The sequence below is a fragment of the Actinoplanes sandaracinus genome (genome assembly GCF_030009775.1).
In the GTDB taxonomy this organism is placed as follows: Bacteria; Actinomycetota; Actinomycetes; order Mycobacteriales; family Micromonosporaceae; genus Actinoplanes; species Actinoplanes sandaracinus.
This window is the reverse complement of record NZ_JASCTH010000037.1, coordinates 53,180-66,892: the sequence shown is the minus strand read 5'-3', so window position 1 is coordinate 66,892 and position 13,713 is coordinate 53,180. Positions and strand designations below refer to the sequence as shown.

Annotated in this window: 14 protein-coding genes and 1 pseudogene; 3 read left to right on the top strand and 12 right to left on the bottom strand. The window is 68.5% G+C overall.

All coding sequences use genetic code 11. The features are described from left to right. Nucleotides 1-177 precede the first annotated feature (177 nt). Together QLQ12_RS47240 and QLQ12_RS40130 are read right to left on the bottom strand one after the other, a co-directional pair. Entirely contained in the window at nucleotides 178-372 is a 195-nt protein-coding gene (locus QLQ12_RS47240; RefSeq protein ID WP_407651688.1) for a transposase, read from the bottom strand. A 101-nt stretch (nucleotides 373-473) separates the two neighbouring features. Continuing rightward, nucleotides 474-896: a hypothetical protein gene (locus QLQ12_RS40130; RefSeq protein WP_282766239.1), complete on the bottom strand. Its 423-nt coding sequence runs from the start codon at nucleotides 894-896 to the stop codon at nucleotides 474-476. A gap of 244 nt (nucleotides 897-1,140) precedes the next feature. Here QLQ12_RS40130 and QLQ12_RS40125 point away from each other — a divergent pair, with 244 nt between their 5' ends. Beyond that, nucleotides 1,141-2,436: a GAF domain-containing sensor histidine kinase gene (locus QLQ12_RS40125; RefSeq protein ID WP_282766238.1), complete on the top strand. Its 1,296-nt coding sequence runs from the start codon at nucleotides 1,141-1,143 to the stop codon at nucleotides 2,434-2,436. An 82-nt stretch (nucleotides 2,437-2,518) separates the two neighbouring features. Here QLQ12_RS40125 and QLQ12_RS40120 read toward each other — a convergent pair whose 3' ends face one another. The 7 genes from QLQ12_RS40120 to QLQ12_RS40090 all read right to left on the bottom strand — a co-directional run bounded on the left by QLQ12_RS40120 (nucleotide 2,519) and on the right by QLQ12_RS40090 (nucleotide 10,096). Beyond that, on the bottom strand, nucleotides 2,519-3,307 hold the full coding sequence (locus tag QLQ12_RS40120) for an FHA domain-containing protein (protein WP_282766237.1): 789 nt from the start codon (nucleotides 3,305-3,307) through the stop codon (nucleotides 2,519-2,521). Nucleotides 3,308-3,379: 72 nt separating this feature from the next. Beyond that, complete coding sequence (locus QLQ12_RS40115; protein WP_282766236.1) at nucleotides 3,380-5,155, bottom strand: serine/threonine-protein kinase; 1,776 nt, start codon at nucleotides 5,153-5,155, stop codon at nucleotides 3,380-3,382. Between the two features lie 858 nt (nucleotides 5,156-6,013). Next, the gene (locus tag QLQ12_RS40110) at nucleotides 6,014-6,331 is read right to left on the bottom strand and encodes a DUF6355 family natural product biosynthesis protein (RefSeq protein ID WP_282766235.1); all 318 of its coding nucleotides are present in this window, start codon (nucleotides 6,329-6,331) and stop codon (nucleotides 6,014-6,016) included. Nucleotides 6,332-6,582: 251 nt separating this feature from the next. Further along, complete coding sequence (locus tag QLQ12_RS40105) at nucleotides 6,583-7,269, bottom strand: DUF6348 family protein (protein ID WP_282766234.1); 687 nt, start codon at nucleotides 7,267-7,269, stop codon at nucleotides 6,583-6,585. Nucleotides 7,270-7,962: 693 nt separating this feature from the next. Beyond that, nucleotides 7,963-8,778, bottom strand: coding sequence for a ferritin-like domain-containing protein (locus tag QLQ12_RS40100; protein ID WP_282766233.1), 816 nt, complete (start codon nucleotides 8,776-8,778; stop codon nucleotides 7,963-7,965). A 351-nt stretch (nucleotides 8,779-9,129) separates the two neighbouring features. Further along, a complete protein-coding gene (locus tag QLQ12_RS40095) occupies nucleotides 9,130-9,771 on the bottom strand; it encodes a hypothetical protein (RefSeq protein ID WP_282766232.1) in 642 nt (213 codons plus the stop codon). After that, complete coding sequence (locus tag QLQ12_RS40090; RefSeq protein ID WP_282766231.1) at nucleotides 9,758-10,096, bottom strand: PadR family transcriptional regulator; 339 nt, start codon at nucleotides 10,094-10,096, stop codon at nucleotides 9,758-9,760. Before QLQ12_RS40090 ends, QLQ12_RS40095 begins: the two co-directional genes overlap by 14 nt. A 212-nt stretch (nucleotides 10,097-10,308) precedes the next feature. Between QLQ12_RS40090 and QLQ12_RS40085 the strand changes: the two are divergent. Both QLQ12_RS40085 and QLQ12_RS40080 read left to right on the top strand, forming a co-directional pair. Next, nucleotides 10,309-10,488: pseudogene (locus QLQ12_RS40085) on the top strand (hypothetical protein); the annotation flags it as partial. Nucleotides 10,489-10,544: 56 nt separating this feature from the next. Beyond that, entirely contained in the window at nucleotides 10,545-10,652 is a 108-nt protein-coding gene (locus QLQ12_RS40080; protein ID WP_282766273.1) for an ABC transporter permease, read from the top strand. A gap of 54 nt (nucleotides 10,653-10,706) precedes the next feature. Here QLQ12_RS40080 and QLQ12_RS40075 read toward each other — a convergent pair whose 3' ends face one another. The 3 genes from QLQ12_RS40075 to QLQ12_RS40065 all read right to left on the bottom strand — a co-directional run bounded on the left by QLQ12_RS40075 (nucleotide 10,707) and on the right by QLQ12_RS40065 (nucleotide 13,148). Further along, nucleotides 10,707-11,069 carry an STAS domain-containing protein gene (locus tag QLQ12_RS40075; protein WP_282766230.1) on the bottom strand — a complete coding sequence of 121 codons (363 nt, stop codon included), beginning with the start codon at nucleotides 11,067-11,069 and terminating at the stop codon, nucleotides 10,707-10,709. A 128-nt stretch (nucleotides 11,070-11,197) separates the two neighbouring features. After that, nucleotides 11,198-12,166 (bottom strand): helix-turn-helix domain-containing protein, encoded by a 969-nt coding sequence (locus QLQ12_RS40070; protein ID WP_282766229.1) that lies wholly within the window; start codon nucleotides 12,164-12,166, stop codon nucleotides 11,198-11,200. A 10-nt stretch (nucleotides 12,167-12,176) separates the two neighbouring features. Further along, nucleotides 12,177-13,148, bottom strand: coding sequence for a helix-turn-helix transcriptional regulator (locus tag QLQ12_RS40065; RefSeq protein WP_282766228.1), 972 nt, complete (start codon nucleotides 13,146-13,148; stop codon nucleotides 12,177-12,179). Nucleotides 13,149-13,713 lie beyond the last annotated feature (565 nt).

Genomic DNA, 13,713 nt, shown 5'->3' with positions numbered 1-13,713 from the left:
CGCTCCGGCTGAACGCACGCAGGCCTGTCCGTCAGCGATGAGGGCGTGAAAGATTTCGCGGGCGAGGTAGCCCTTGATGCAGCGGATGATCTCGCGTTTGGTTTTGCCTTCGGCGGTACGCCGGGCTGCGTACTCGCGGGTGCGTTCGTCGTAGCTGAGTCGGCCCAGCACCAAGACCTAGAGAGGGCGGTTGGCGTCACGATTACCGCCGCGGTTGAGTCGGTGCCGGTTGGTCTTGCCGGACGACGCTGGGATCGGCGCGACCCCGCATAGGTGTGCGAACGCGGACTCGCTGTGCAGCCGTTCGGGGTTGTCACCGGCTGCGGCCAGCAATGCCCCGGCAGTGTCGGCCCCGATGCCCTTGATCGCCATGAGCTGCGGCGCCGCCTGCTGGGCGAGCCGCTCGATCTCGACGTCGAGCGTGGTGATCCCAGCCGTGAGCTGTTGATACCGGGTGGCCAGGGACTTGAGCGTCAGCTTGCTGGCCGCCTCGACCGCGGTGATCTGGCCAGGACGGCAGCGTGCCGCGGCGTCGATGAGCTTGGCGTCGTCCGGTACGGCGCGAGGATCGCGTGCGCGGCGTGGAAGGCCGCCAGATACCAGTCCAGCGGCCGGGTCACCGCTGCCGACCGGTCCGCGGCCGGCTCGTCCGCGGCCAGCCGCTCCCGCGCGTGGCGGGCGATCAGGTCGTGCATCACGTACCGGTCCGGCGCCGGGCGCTCCACCAGGTGGGCGTCGGCCAGCGTCCCGAGCACCTCCTCGATGCCGTCCGCCGCGCCGGCCAGGGCGGCCGTGGCGCCGGTCGCGGCAACCTGGCCGGGCACGAGACTGAGCAGCCGGAAGAGCCGGGCGGCGGGCGGCGGGCGGCGGGCAACTTGAGGTACGAGAGGTCGCACGCCAAGGGAGGCAACCCGGCCGAGCACCCGGTCCTCGGCTGCTCCACCAAGTCGAATGCATCTCGGCCCCGGACCCGGCCTCGCCCAATACCGCACCACCCGAAGGCCCCGGCAACATCCACTGTCCCGTGGGCCGACCACACCAGTACCCGACATGCCGCCTGCCGCGCCCCCAGTCGGGCTTACGCTGAAACTTCAGCGCTTCCGGGATACCGGCACTGGCCAGGACGGAGGGGTGTCAGAAGTGAGCGCGAAAGCCGACGGTCCTCCTCGTGCGCAGCTGGCGGCCCCGGAGCGGGAACTGCTGGCCGAGCTGGAGGCCTACGGCGTTCTCGACGGTGACCGCATCGCGGACCTGGACGCCATCGTCGGCATTGCGGCGACCCTGTGCGACGTGCCGACCGCGGTGATCAACATCCTCACCCCGGACCAGCAGCTGCAGATCGCCGCCATCGGCTTCGAACCCCACGCGTGCCGCCGCGAGGACTCCATGTGCGCCATCACCGTGGTTCAACCGGGCCCGGTCTACCTGACCGACGCGTCCACCGACCCCCGGTTCGCGAACAACCCGTTCGTCACCGGCGTCCTCGCCTCCATACGGTTCTACGCCGCCACCCAGCTACGCGGACCCTCCCGGCACGTCCTGGGCACCTTATGCGTGTTCGACACCGCTCCCCGCACCCTGACCGCCAACCAGAAGGCCCGCCTCAACGAACTCGCCGCCCTCGTGATCGATGTCCTGGAGTTACGCCGTCACACCCAGGAGCTGGAAACCAGCCTTACCGAACGCGACCAGGTGATCGACGAGCTCGGCCGGACGCGGGCAGAGTTGGAGCGCTCGAATCAGGCGCTGCACCGTTTCGCCGGCACCGTCGCCCACGACCTGCGAAGCCCGCTGATGAGCATCACCGGCACCGCCACGATCCTCGCCGAAGAAGCCCATGACAGCGACCCCAACGCGGTGGAGGCCGATGCCCACACCATCGCCCGGGCGGCGGGGCGGATGGACACCATCCTGCAGGACCTCCTCACCTACGCCAGCGTCGGCGGCCGGCCCCGACAAGCCCGGATCGATCTGGCCAGCCTGGTGACCGCGGTGACCGAAGACCTCCGCACCACCATCACCGGCGCGCACGCCACCATAAACACCGGTGACCTGCCCACCGTCGACTCCGACCCGACCCAGATCCGGCTACTCGTGCAGAACCTGCTCAGCAACGCGCTCAAGTTCCGCCATCCCGATCGGTCCTGCCAGGTCAGCATCGACGCCGCCGCCGGGGCGGACCAGTGGCGGCTCCGCGTCGCCGACAACGGCATCGGCATCCCCACCGAACACCGCGACGACGTCCTCCGGCCGTTCGTACGGCTCAGCCACGACGCCCCCGGACACGGCATCGGACTGGCCACCTGCGCCGAGATCCTGCGCACCCATCACGGCCGGCTCACCATCACCGACACCCCCGGTGGCGGCACCACCTTCACCGCCACCTTCCCCACCCACAGCAACGACCCCGACGACCGCACCCCGGCCCCGTCCTGAAGCCGGTGCCAATGGCCGTCGGGACCATCTCAAGATCCGGATAGGTCGTGTCAGGTTCGCGGGCTGTGACACCGTGGAGGTCTCAGTTGTCGTGGTCGAGGATGCGCAGGTCCGGTGGCACGAGGGTGGTGCTCTCCATCAGTTCGCGGATGAGGTTGTGGTTCAGCGTGTTCCCGATGGGCTCACCGACCTCCTTACGGGTCAGGCCGGAAACACCGTTGCCGCTCAACCGGTTCCGCACCTCGGTGACGACGCGCTCGACCTTCTTGTGGTTCCAGTTGTCGTCTGGCCGGATCTCGTTGAGGTGTTCCGCGACCTGACGCCAGGACAGAGGAATCGGGTGCCGCTCGTGCAGGAGGTACCGCTGGGCGAGCGCGACGACCACGCGCTTCTCCACGGAGGTCAGGTGCCACGTGCGCGGAGGCCTGGTTGGTGCGTGGTGGTCGGCCGGTGGTCGGTTGCCGTGCCTGGGTTGCACGTGAACTTCAAGCAGGTGCAGTCGTTCGTGTGATCCGCGGACGAACAGCGGGGTGTACCCCGTCTGCAACGGGATCGGCTCGTCCTGCCGGAACAACAGGCGAGATTCGGGCAGCCGCAACGGAAGACGACCCAGCGTGCTGATCCACCACCGGTCACCGCGACAGGTGAGCGCCCCGTGCTCCCTGCTGATGCGCAGGTCGTCCTCGCCGACGCAGACGTGCACATCCGGTCTGCTCCGTCCGAAGAGGACGGTCCGCCCCTCCTTAAATCCGACGGTCGTGCCGCCGGTCGCCGCCAGCACGTGCAGCATGCCGGGTGCGACGCTGATGGGGACTCCGAGGGCGAGGCTGTGGTGGTTCGCCGGGAGCTCGTTCAGCCGTTCTTCTGGCATGTTCGCCTCCTGGCACCTCGTGTGAGCAGCGCACCCGTCAGCCTGTCCGGGATCCGCGGGAGGGTTCCCGCGTTACCGTGGCGGGAAGAAGGCGGTGGCCAACCGGGTCGTGAGCAGGCACCGCTCGTCCGGCGACAGGCTCCTGCCGACAACAGTGGCTTCCAACACCTCGTCCTTGTCATAGCCGTATGCGTCCACGTAGGTGAAGTTGTGCGCTTCGACCTCACACGTGTCGTCGCCAGGTGCGTCTCCGGGATAGGAGATCACGGAATACCGGCCGTCGATCGTCACCTTCGTCGCGCTGGACTTGACCAACGGCTTCGCCCGGGTGAAGCGCAGCCGGTAAACGATCCCGTCGGCGGTACTGGTCCAGGTGCACTTCCAGCGGCCGAAGCCGACCTCCGGGTTCCCGCGGTCGATCCCGGGCCGATCGGGGAACGACGGCGAGTCCTTGGCCCTGCAGGCGTCCGCCCTGCTGAAGGAGTCCGGCCGCAACGTCGGGTTGCCGGGTCGGCGCTCCGGAATCGGTCCTCTGGTGATCACCGCGTCGGCACTCCGGACGGCGACGTCGGCCATGACGCACGCGTCGGCGTCGATCAGGTTGGCCCTGGTCACCTCGATCCGGATCTCGTAGCGGTCGGGTAACAGCAGCCGGCGCCCGCAGGACCCCTCACCCGCCGGTTCGTCGACGAGCCGGTACCGCCCCTTGTCCTGTGCCTGCACGGGCGACTGCTCGCCGGGAGTGCTGTCGATCAACGCCAGGAGGTTCGCCTCCTTCCTGTCCTTCTTCACGATGACGTTGCACTGGTTGAACCCGGAATCGTCCGAGACCAGGTTGGGATTGCCGAACGGCTCCAGAGCCGCGTCACGGATCAGCGAGCATGGATCGGCGGTACGCTGGTCGGCACCGAGCACAGGCCCCGTCGGTGTCCCGGGCTCATCGATGAACACGATGCAGCTCGCCACCACCGCGACCGCGACCAGCACCCCGGCAGTCACGAGAAGCCTGCGGCGCCCAGCGAACCTCGAGCGGGGTGCGCGCCGGGTTGCCCGCACGCCGGCGATGTCCGCGAGGATCTCGTGTGCCTCGGCCGCGGTGGGACGTTGTCCGGCGTCGACCCGCAGCATCCGCTCCAGCACCGGCGCGAGCGGGCCACTCCTGCGCGGCGAGGCGATGGCACCGTTGGCGGCCCGTCGAAGGCGCATCCGTATGTCGTCGGTCGTCGACCCGACTGGTGACTCGCCCTCCACCACGGCAAACAGCGTGGATGCCAGCGAGAACACGTCGGACGCCGCCGTGGGCGCGGCACCGTTGGCCACCTCCGGCGCCACGTACCCCGGTGACCCGGTGAGCAGACCAGGGCAGGTCACGGTCGCGTCACCCGCGGCGTCGCGAGAGATGCCGAAGTCGGCGAGCTTCACCTCGTCGTCGGAGATCATGAGGACGTTGCCGGGCTTGATGTCGCGGTGCAGGATTCCCTTCGCGTGCACCGCCGCGAGCGCATCGGCGATCTGCGCGCCCAGCTTCGCCGCCTGCCGAGGTGCGACGACGTCCAACTCGGCCATGCTCCGCGCCGGCACGTACTCCATGACCAGCCAGCACTCACCGTTGTCGTCCAGCACGTCGTAGATCGTCACGACGTGCCGGTGGTTCAATTGGGCAAGCAGCTTCGCCTCGCGCTCCAACTGCCGGAACCGCTGCGGGTCCCCGTCCCCGGACAGGGCTCGCTTCAACGCGACCGGCCTGCCGAGGCGTTCGTCGGTGGCCCGCCACACGACTCCGCCGCCCCCGGAGCCGATCTGCTCTTCCAGCCGGTACCTGTTGGCGACAACTCGCTCCGTCTGCACGATTCGCTCTCCCCGCATGGCCTCGTCACATCGTATCCAGTCAATATCTCTCCAGGCTTCCGCAGGGAACCAGCCGGCCCTTCGCCGCACGCCGGGTGCAGAACGTTTCCGGCCCTCAAGACCCTCGCCGCTGAAGGTTTCTCCGTCGACCGGCCACTGCATCAGACGCCGACCCCGCGGAACAAGGTCACGTTCGAACCGCGGCCTGCGGGACCGAAGAACAGCACGAACTCATGGCGAGCGACGCGAAACAGGACGGTGGACACAAGGCCGACGTCAACATCCTCGACGTGGTGTGGATGTCGGAATTCGCCGGGTGGCCGTCCAGGTTCGGGGCCGACGGGGCCGCAAGGGCGACCGGGAGTGGGAGTTGCGCAACCGGCTGACCCGCTCCGCCGCCCAAATGCACGCCCTACACCTGGACCCCATGATCGACGACTTGCACGCGCTGCCGGCGGGGATCGGGACACCGAATCCGACCAGCGCGAGACCTGCCGCAATCCACTTCAGCGTGTACGCGGGGCGTGCTTTTATCAGAATCTTGGCGAGCACACGCATTAGACCCGAGAGTGTAACGACCCGAATCCACAGGACCATCCGAAAGAAACCGGGCCCAGAGAAGAGCGAGACGGGGTCGCGAACGTCGAACTGAATGCTCCCGGGGCGAAGAATCCGCTGAGGAAGGCCCAGGCAAGCAGGTTGCCGGGGACGGTTGTGGCGGCGCGATGTTCCGCAATGTCACTCAAGAGGAGAACGAGTACATATACCAACGGCGCCATGTGCCAGAGCGGAACTCTCTGGCACATGGCGCCTGGGCGGGGTGCGCCGACACGCGACGCACCCCACGACACCGACTGTTCAGCAAAGCCTGCCCGTGTAGTAGGCGTTGCTCACCACGCTGGCCGGGCCGAGTCCGACAGTGCCGGGCCGGACACAGATGAGGGAGCCGGGGCCGGTCCTGGTCACGACTTTCACCTGCACGACCGTGTACACACTGCCCGTGCAGTGGGTGTAGAACGCCCAGGCCCGGCTGTTGACCCAGAAGCCGCACGCCCTCGCCTGCACGTCCTCCGGGGCGGCTGCCGACGCCGCGGCCGGTGCGGCGGCCCCGCCGACGAGGCCCGCGACGACCGTCGCGCCAATGAGCAGCTTCTTGAGGCCGTTTTTGCCTGTCATGGAAATCCCTCCGATTTAGCTGACCGGCCACAACGGAACCGGTTCGTGATCGACCAGAGGACTGTATGGCCGACCCGCCGGGAGGGGTCCCGGTACTACATTCCGAGATCTTGCGGAAGTGGATCACCTCGTCGGCGATCGTGACGGTTCGACTTCGTGAGGTTCTCCCCGAGCGATGGCAGTCGCCCCGGCACGTCACTTCACACGACGAGCGCTCAGTGCGCTTATCGGCGGCATGTGAAGGCATCCGCTTAGTCGGGGCCGACCAGGAGGACGAACACGCGTGCCAGCCCAAACTGGCTGGTACGTGGCCAATCCAGCGCGGCCAGTGCCGCCGCGGACGGTTCGTGCTTCTGGCCGTTGATCCGGACCTCGCACTCAGTGAAGTCACCGCCCTGACCAACCAGCATGCGGATGCCGTTGAGATGTGGTCGGTCGAGTCCGGCAGTGATGACGGGCGCCAGGGTCGACCAGGGCATCGCTTCGGCGAACCACTGTTGCTTGTCCTGCGATCCGTCGACGGACCACCCGGTGACACTGCCGACGATGGCGTGCCACCCGCTGAAACCGCCCTGCTCGCCGGACCTGAAGTGACCTGCTAGTCGTCCTTGCTGCTGAACCATCTCGAGTACCGTCACCAGGCAGGTGTCAATCCACGCCTGGATCGCCTGACGGGCCGCCTCGACCGGATCAGTCGCGATGCCGACCGTGCAGTCGACGATCGTTGGCACATCCAGCCGGTCCGCGTTCAGCAGGATCTCCAGGTCAAGGTGCCGGTAATCGTCGCTGTCCGCGGGAAGAACCCGAACGCCCAACGACCCCGATCTCAGCATCGGCCCATCAGCCAGCCGCCACGTGCCACCCACCTCGGCAAGCATCGGCGCTGCGATCTCCAGTACACGCTCGGCCGAAAGAGGCGACGGCAACGGGTCGATCATGGTGAATCAGCGTACCCGCACCGCTCACGTAGGTGCTTGCACGAAGAAGCCCGTTGACGGCGGTTCCTAGGATCCTTGTGTGCTGAAGTCACGCGTGACCCGGCTGCGAGTCTTCTGGACGTTCTTCCTCCTTCTGACCGCCTGTGTGACCGTGGCATTCTCGTGGTCCACGGTCAGGGACTCCCGCGGCTCGAACGCGGATGCCGAGGTCGTGAGGGTGGAGAACCGCGGCCACCGTGCCTTTCTCAGGGTTCGCTTCACCGCCCGCGACGGGCAGCGGTGCGAGTCAGATTTGTACTGGTCGCAGGGAGCGACGAGCTTGCGTGCGGGCCACCCGGTAACGGTCCATCATCCCAGCGGGAACGCCTGTATCAACGTGCGCAACCCCCGGAACCAGGGATCATGGCTGGGCGTGGTCGTGGGAGCGCTGATGTCCATCGTGGCCGGGGTCGGAACGTATGTCGCATGGTGGCAGCCCTACATCCCGCCTCCCCGATACGCCGACATGCCATAACGGCCGCTTCCAGCGCCGTGGAATCCGAGTTTCACCAAGGACAAGGTACGGACGTTCCTTCCACGACTCGGTCAAGACGGCCAGGTTCCATCAGACGTAGGCACGACGCACCTTCAGGCACCGAGCCGGCAAACGCACGCTCATCGGCACGAGCGCGCGCCGGCCTCCGGCGGAGGCCGTTACCATGGGGTGGCCGTCTTTGTTCCCGCAGAACCCGAAGTCAAATCACGAACGGCGGCTGCCGTACCGGAAGAATGAATGGCACCTGATGCCGGACGAAGACCTTGGCCGGCTGCGGTTGCCCGCTGCCGGAAGACCGATGCGGCCATCGGGCGAAACAGGCGCAGCACGTCGATGATGAACCGCCGCCGGGTCACGCCCAGAACCCGCAGCGCACTTCCATGGTCGAGGGCGACCACGAGTACCGCTCCGAGCATCAGTACCCCCCACCCCCCGGCTGCGGCGACCCGACCGGCGAGCGGTGTCCGGGCGAAGCTCTGACGCAGGCGATCGAGGTGGAACGGCACATGCCGTTTCTCGTCGGCGAGGATCCGGGCGGCCACATCGGCCACGTAGGCGTCGCCGGACCCGTCGCGGAGCGCCCGGTAGTAGCGCAACGCCACTACTTCGGCCAGCATCAGCGTCAGCAGCTCCAGCCGAAGGCCGCCACCGCGGCGTACGAGGACGAAGACGGTGTCGGTCCAGTGCCCGCTGATCGGGGCCGCGCCGGCGTAGCGCAACACGTTCGCCAGCCGGGCCGCGTGGCTCTGCTCCTCGGCCACGAAGAGCCGGACTGCGGCCAGGTAGACCGGATCGCCGGCCCGTGTCGCCGCCGCGATCAGGCCGGTCCCGTCGCCGTCCTCGCCGGCTTGGAATCGCTGGATACTACGGATCAGTGCCCGGTGGAGGTGCCCGCCGAGCGGCTGCGGTTCGGTGCGCACCGCCTGGCTGCGGGCGTGCTCCTCGAACGTCACGAGATGTTGACGGTAGTTCATGGGGGGATCTTGTGCCCGCGGGCCGCCGCTTCGGAAGGCGCGGCGCAGAACCTCCACACGATCTCCCCCGCCTCTTCGCTGGGAGGCGTCCGCCCGAAAGCTCTCACTCGAGAGCGGCGAGAACGAACGTTGCGATAGAAGCTGCCGTCCATCACCTTCTGCGCGCATCGGGAACGCACTCTCTTCAGCACGAGCGTGTGCTGTCCGACGTAGCAGGACCGTGACTCTGTAGCGCCCGGTCGGCGGCAAGAGAGTGCGCCCGTCGCGGACTGTTCGGCCCGAGCCTGCAGGGCGAATCACCGCATCCGAGGGTGCACCGGCGCCGAGGTGACGGTTCAGGGCGCCTAGGTATCAGCCAATCGATCGTATGGCTCCGTATCCGAGCAGTACCAGGACAACGCCAAGGCTGATGTACGACAAGATTCGCAGCATCGGACGTCGTTGTGGTGCGCGCAGCAGCACCGCGGCGGTGGTCAGCTGCCCGACGAGGACGGCCAACGGGGCATAGATCAACAGCCCGGTCCCGGTGGAGCCGCGGAAGGCAGGTACTGGGTACAGCGTCTGCAGCGCGGAGTCGATCGCGCCGGGCCACGGGCCCTGTGATGAAGCATCTCCGACGACGAAGTAGGACAGGTAGTCCAGGATCTTGTACCCCAGCAGCGCCAGCAAGATGAGAGCCGCGCCGCGCAGGACCGACTCCCACCACTCCAGCGGCGTGGGCCAGGATGCCGACCGGAACCCGGACAGGAACCCGCCGGGAACGGCTCCAGCCGCGGCGCGCAGTTCGGCCGCGTAGTCCTGGGGCTGCTCGACAGTGATCTGGTCAGGATGTTCCCGGAGGTGTTCCTGCAGGTCGGCGATGAGCTCACGCCGACGACGCCACGGCACGTCCAGCAGGAGGTCGTCCACCGCTATGACGTAGTTCCGGATGGCTTCCGATGACACGGATGGGTCTTCGCCGGCAGATGCGGCGGATGGCTCAGCGCTGCTCACGTTCATTCCTCATCTCCAGGAGTCGGTTGACGACGCGGGCGAGCCGTGACCACTCTGCGTCGGCGGCGTCCAGGTCGGCTCGGCCTTTCGGGGTGATGCTGTAGTACTTGCGGGCGGGGCCGCTGGCCGACGGCTCCAGCCGGGCGGTGACCAGCCCGTCCTGCTCGAGGCGGCGTAGCACCCCGTAGACGGATGGGTCGCCCAACGGTGTGAGGCCTTCGCCCCGCAGGCGTTCCAGCAGCTCGAGGCCGTACAACTCGCGACGTGACAGCGCGGCCATGACGGCGATGTCCAGCACGCCCTTGAGTAGTTGACTCGATCTCACCTAGTCTGTATAGCATAGAACCGTGCATCGCACACAACCTCCACGTCGCGCCGCCACGGGGGCGGTCGCGGCGTGGAGGGCGTATCGACGCGGGAACTGGTGTCCTGGTCAGCCCGATGGCGGAGGACTCAGATGGAAACAGGCGGCGGAGCAAACTTTGACGATCGGCCTTCCAGCTCAGCGTGCGGGATGACGGCAGGCTGCTCAAGGCCCGGATCGCGCGTAAGGGTATCGAGTCCTCGCCCCGGCTCGGCCGGCATCGCTACGTCATTGAGCGTTGCCTGGAGTGGGTCACCCGGTTCCGGCGTCTGGTCCGCCGCTACGACCGCAAGGCTTCCCACTTCCGCGGATTCCTGCGCCTGGCCTGGCCTTCGACGGCGCCGGAACTGTAGGGCAGAGTGAGTCCGGCGGTGACCGCGGCCGGCAGACGCTGGTGCCGCCGGCGGGGGTGCGCGCAGCCCTGGTGCCGGCCGCGGTGATCGGCGGTTGCGCCGGGCTCTACCCGGCCATACGCGCCGCACGCCTCTCCCCCACCGAGGCGCTGCGCACGATGTGAAGAACGGGTACGGCCATCAGCGAACTCGGTCGGGTGCTGGAGGACTCCCGGGTCTTACTCGGCCTCCGGCGCCGTCAGGTATCCGGCGTCGAGCGTCTGCAGCAGCCAGACGACATGGGGGCGAGGGCCCCGCAGCCGGCAGTCTATCCCCTGGTCCGAGGCGAGCCGGTGGATGGCGGCGAGCACACGGGCGCCGGCGCAGTCGCAGAAGTCGACGCCGGCGATGTCCATCGTGATCAGCCGGGCCCGCGTGATGACCACGAGATCACGGAGCCGGGCGTAGAGGCCGGGCCCGGTCCCGCAATCGAGGTCGGTGCTGATGGTGATGGTCAGCCGGTCCCCCTCCTCCGTCGTGACCACCCCGGACGGAAGCGGCGTGGCGCCCGGCTCCTCACCTTCGTGAACGCCCAACATCATCACGGCTCCTCCACGTCCGGGCACGGCGTTCGGACTCGCGCCGGTGTCCCCTGAAGGATCGGACGTCGGCGACGGGGCGCCTAGTACGTTCTGTGCACATCCGGTGACTGCTGTGCGGAGAACGAAGCTCACGCGCCGCGCAGGACGGCGCTGGGCAGGACGCCGTAGGTGGCGCGATACGTCGCGGTGAACCGGCTGTGGTTGGCGAAGCCCCAGCTCGCCGCGATCGCCGACACGGTCGCGGTGGTGGGGTCGGCGTCAATGAGGGCCTGGCGAACATGATCCAGGCGCACCTGGCGCAGGTAAGCCGTCGGTGTGGTGCCGAGGTGGCGGCGGAAGGCCAGTTGCACCGCGCGGATGCTGACGTTGGCGGCCGCGGCGACGTCGGCGACGCCGATGTCGCTCCCGGCGTGACTGTCGATGTAGGCGACCGCCCTGCGCACCGTGGGGGTGGAGGCGTCGCGGCGGTCCTCGATCGTCGGCTCGGTGAGCGCCGTGTTCGGGAAGGTGGTCAGCGTCGCGGCCGCGAGCAGCTGAGCGGCGCTGGTAAGGACCAGCGGTGTGGCGACCTCGGGGTCGCCCAGCAGGTCCGCGACGTAGGACCGGGTCGCCCACCAGTGAGCCGAGGCCGCCGGCGACACGGGGTCGAGGCTGGTGAAGCTGATCGGTCCGCCGCGCCGGCCCGGCGCGGTGGCGGCGACCCGGGCGAGCAGCGCCGGGTCGATGACACAGTTGGCGATCTCTCCCGGGTACCAGCGGCAGGTGTAGAAGGCGTCCGGATGAGCCGCCAGGAACAGATCTCCGACGTCGTACCGCCGCTCGTCGAGACGGCAGGTCCGTTCGATCCGGGCGGTGGTGACCCGGGTGACCACGACGGTGTGCATCGGGTCGACCGCGAAGGTGCGGTCGGCGGGTTGCTCGACGACATCGATCGCGAACGTCCCGGCATCCGTACGCCGGTGACGCAGGAAGCGGCGCTGGTCGGCGCTGCGGATCCGCATGCGGGTGCCGTAAGCGCCGGCGAGGAACAGCTCGATGGCGTGCGGATCGGCCGACTCGAACGTGGTGGTCCGCGGGGCGGTCGTGCTCGTCGCCATCGGTACCCCTTCAGGCGCGCAGCGTACGGCCCGGTGATCGGCCGAAGACTCTGCGGTACTCCACGGCGAAACGGCCCGGGGCGGCGAAACCCCACCGCCGGGCGATCGCGGCGACCGTGTCCCCGCGCGACCGGTCACCGGCCTGGAGGTCGCGGTGGGCGCGCTCCATGCGGACCCGTCGCAAGTACGCCATCGGGCTGACGCCCCGGTGCCGGGCGAAACCCGCTTGCAGGCCCCGCACGCTGATGCCGGCCGCCGCCGCGACCTGCTCGAGGGTGAGCGGTTCAGCGGCGTACGCGTCCAGATACGCGATCGCTCGCCGTATCGCTGCCGGGGTGATGCGGCCGGGACCGGCGGCGTAGTCGACGCTCATGGTCGTGTTGGGAAAGACAGCAATCGCCACCGCGGCAAGGGACTGCAGCATGCTCTCGCGCAGCAGCGGATAGGCGATGGCGGGTTCCGGCCCGTCGAAGGCCCGTTCGAGGTATCCCACCGTGGACACCCAGTGCCGGTTGTGGGCGGCCGACAAGGGCGCGGTCGCCACGAAGCGGAAGTCCACCGGCTCGACGCCGAGCCGGCCCGCGGCCCGGGTCACCGCCGCGATCGGGAAACGGACCATCTGAACGTCGACCCGGTCCCATCGGATGGGTACCGAGGTGCTGGTCGGCAGCAGTACCGCGGTGCCGGGCGCGACGGGGCGGTAGTCGTGGTCCTCCCGGATGGCGTAGCGGCCCGCGGTGACGACCAGCGCCGCCACCTCGCCGAGGGCATCGACGGTTCCCTCGAGGGTTGCCCAGTTCCGCACGCGATCGACACCGCACCCGCCGACCGCTGCGGACTGCGCCCGGAAGACGAAGTCCGCTCGGTGGCGCACCAGTTGTGGCCGGTACTCGACATAGTCGCGGCTGAGAAGTTCCTCGGCCACCGCCAGGTCCTTCGTCTCCATCTCGGCACGCCGCACCGGAGTGTGCGTCAGCTCCACGGCAGCTCCTTCAGATGTCAACGCTAGGCCGGCTGTGCTCCCTCGCTACGCTTCTACCCTGGGAACGACCACCTATGTCGATCGATACCGATGGTCCCTCGATCGGACCACCGCAGGGCGGTGAAGGCCGCCTTCGCCGCCGAATACGGCCCGTTGCGCGTGCCGAGGCCGTCAGCCGCCGATGAGCCGAGGCCACCACGCAGGCCCTGCCTTCCACCGTGAGGATCGCGGCGGCGGCCGCGCCGTCGATCAGCGGCCCGAGAGTGATCTCGGCGGCAGCGAACCCGGTGGCCGCAAGCCGATCCTTCGTACGTCGGCCGGAACTCAGTTGAGGCCGTTGGCCTCTGCCCTGGTTTGCCGGCACCGCCAGATGCGGTCGGTCAGCCGCAGGTGAAGTACGGCGTTGGCCGCCGCCAGGACTGCCGCACGAGGTGCGGGCCGTCGGTGGCGCCGCCGGTCCTACGAGGGGGCCGCCGAGCGCTGAGCCCGTCGTTTCGGCTCCGGACGTCAAACAGCGCTTCGCGCGGGTGTGGATACGGGTGATTGCTGCGACCCGGGGCTTGTG

Bases quoted from the DNA above. Each gene is read 5' to 3' on its own strand.
- QLQ12_RS47240 (WP_407651688.1), bottom strand. From the start codon at position 372: ATGGCGATCAAGGGCATCGGGGCCGACACTGCCGGGGCATTGCTGGCC.
- QLQ12_RS40100 (WP_282766233.1), bottom strand. From the start codon at position 8,778: ATGAACTACCGTCAACATCTCGTGACGTTCGAGGAGCACGCCCGCAGC.
- QLQ12_RS40120 (WP_282766237.1), bottom strand. From the start codon at position 3,307: ATGCCAGAAGAACGGCTGAACGAGCTCCCGGCGAACCACCACAGCCTC.
- QLQ12_RS40110 (WP_282766235.1), bottom strand. From the start codon at position 6,331: ATGACAGGCAAAAACGGCCTCAAGAAGCTGCTCATTGGCGCGACGGTC.
- QLQ12_RS40075 (WP_282766230.1), bottom strand. From the start codon at position 11,069: ATGATGTTGGGCGTTCACGAAGGTGAGGAGCCGGGCGCCACGCCGCTT.
- QLQ12_RS40105 (WP_282766234.1), bottom strand. From the start codon at position 7,269: ATGATCGACCCGTTGCCGTCGCCTCTTTCGGCCGAGCGTGTACTGGAG.
- QLQ12_RS40070 (WP_282766229.1), bottom strand. From the start codon at position 12,166: ATGGCGACGAGCACGACCGCCCCGCGGACCACCACGTTCGAGTCGGCC.